Source organism: Pseudomonas sp. K5002 (assembly GCF_013386655.1).
Classification (GTDB): domain Bacteria; phylum Pseudomonadota; class Gammaproteobacteria; order Pseudomonadales; family Pseudomonadaceae; genus Aquipseudomonas.
Genome location: NZ_JACARK010000780.1, coordinates 1 through 1,608, shown reverse-complemented (window position 1 = coordinate 1,608; position 1,608 = coordinate 1). Strand labels below are relative to the sequence as shown.

3 protein-coding genes are annotated in these 1,608 nt (G+C 61.3%); all 3 read right to left on the bottom strand.

The annotated features are described in order from the left end of the window. Nucleotides 1-109: 109 nt before the first annotated feature. The gene (locus HX846_RS28390) at nucleotides 110-511 is read right to left on the bottom strand and encodes a biopolymer transporter ExbD (RefSeq protein WP_003218118.1); all 402 of its coding nucleotides are present in this window, start codon (nucleotides 509-511) and stop codon (nucleotides 110-112) included. Nucleotide 512: 1 nt separating this feature from the next. Further along, nucleotides 513-1,238, bottom strand: a complete 726-nt coding sequence (locus HX846_RS28385) for a MotA/TolQ/ExbB proton channel family protein (RefSeq protein ID WP_085984637.1) — start codon at nucleotides 1,236-1,238, stop codon at nucleotides 513-515. 50 nt (nucleotides 1,239-1,288) lie between these two features. After that, a partial coding sequence (locus HX846_RS28380; RefSeq protein WP_178966563.1) for an energy transducer TonB occupies nucleotides 1,289-1,608 on the bottom strand: 320 nt, incomplete at its 5' end.

The following is a 1,608-nucleotide window of genomic DNA, read 5'->3' as shown; positions in this document are numbered from 1 at the left end:
AACCATAAGTAGCCGTTACCTAAATAACGGATATGTACTCCCCCCAAAGCAAAAAAAAGGCCGCACCCTGCCAAGGAGACGGCCAAAAAAATTGTCGAGGCATTTGAAACTAACGTGCAGTAATCACTGACAGCTTGGTAATCCCCGCCCGCTCAATCGACGCCATGGCTCGCGCCACTTCGCCGTAGTTCACTCCATCATCAGCCTGCAGTTGCACCCGCACATCCGGGTCCTTGGCCTTGGCCGACTGCAAGTTGAACTCCAGCAAATCCGGCTGGATTTCATCCTTGTTGATAAACAGTTTCCCGGCCGCATCAATGCTCACCACCAGCGGGTCCTTCTGCTCCACCGGGGCCACGGCCTCGGTCTTGGGCAAGTTGATCGGAATCGCATTGGTCAACAACGGCGCCGTGACGATAAACACCACCAGCAGCACCAGCATCACGTCCACCAGCGGCGTAACGTTGATCTCGCTCAGCACCTCATCACTGTCTTGCGTGGAGAAGGCCATCTCAGGACGCCTCCTTCACTTTTTGCGCGCCACCCTGGGCACCGGCCTTGCTCAGCGTCGGGTGCAGCAGCACGCGGAACGAGTTCTTCTGCGCCAGGCTGTAGAAGTCGTGGGCGAAGTCGTCCAGGTCAGCAGCCGTGAGCTTCAGGCGACGCAGGAAGTAGTTGTAGACCAGCACCGCCGGCACCGCGACGGCAATACCCACACCCGTGGCAACCAGTGCCGCACCGATCGGCCCGGCCACGGTTTCGAGGCTGGCGGAACCGGCGGCGCTGATGCCTTTCAGGGCTTCCATGATCCCCCACACAGTGCCGAACAGGCCGATAAACGGCGAGGTGCTGCCGATACTCGCAACCACGGCCAGGCCGGTCTCCAGGGAGCGACGCTCACGCACGATCTGTTGGCGCAAAGCGCGTTCAAGACGGTCCTGATGGTTGATCGCCTGGCTCAAGTCAGCAGCGTGCGGCGCCTCACCCACCTGGATCGCGGCGTAACCGGCCTGGGCCACACGAGCGGCGGCGCCGGGTTTGGTTTCGGCCAACTCAGCGGCCGAGTCCAGGCTGGATGCCGCCCAGAACTGTTTGTGGAACTTGCGATCCTGGGACTTGAGGCGGCCGAACTGGACGCCCTTGAGCAGGGCCAGGCCCCAGGTAGCGACCGAAAAGACCACCAGCAGCCAGATCACCGCGCTTTCGATGGATTCAGTTGGAGATGCTAATGCCATGATGTTTTCCCTCTGTGCAGGTCGCGATGTGTCCAACACACCGCATCCAATAATTAATGAATCTTGAAATCGATCGGTACGCTGACCCAGCCGTCCTGGGCCACATCACCCTGCTTGGCCGGTACAAAACTCCAGCGCTTCACGGCAGCCAGTGCGGCTTCGTCGAGTTGCTGGCGACCACTGCTTTTCTGAATCTGGATCTCACCCGGCTTGCCGGTGGCCAATACATGCACCCGCAACAGCACCGTGCCTTCCCAACCCCGGCGCTGGGCCAGTGACGGGTATTCGGGCGCCGGGTTCTTCAGGTACGCGGCGTTGGCCGAGGCCGGTGTGACCGGCGCGGGCGCAGGCGGTGCCGGCGGTGCTGGAGCCG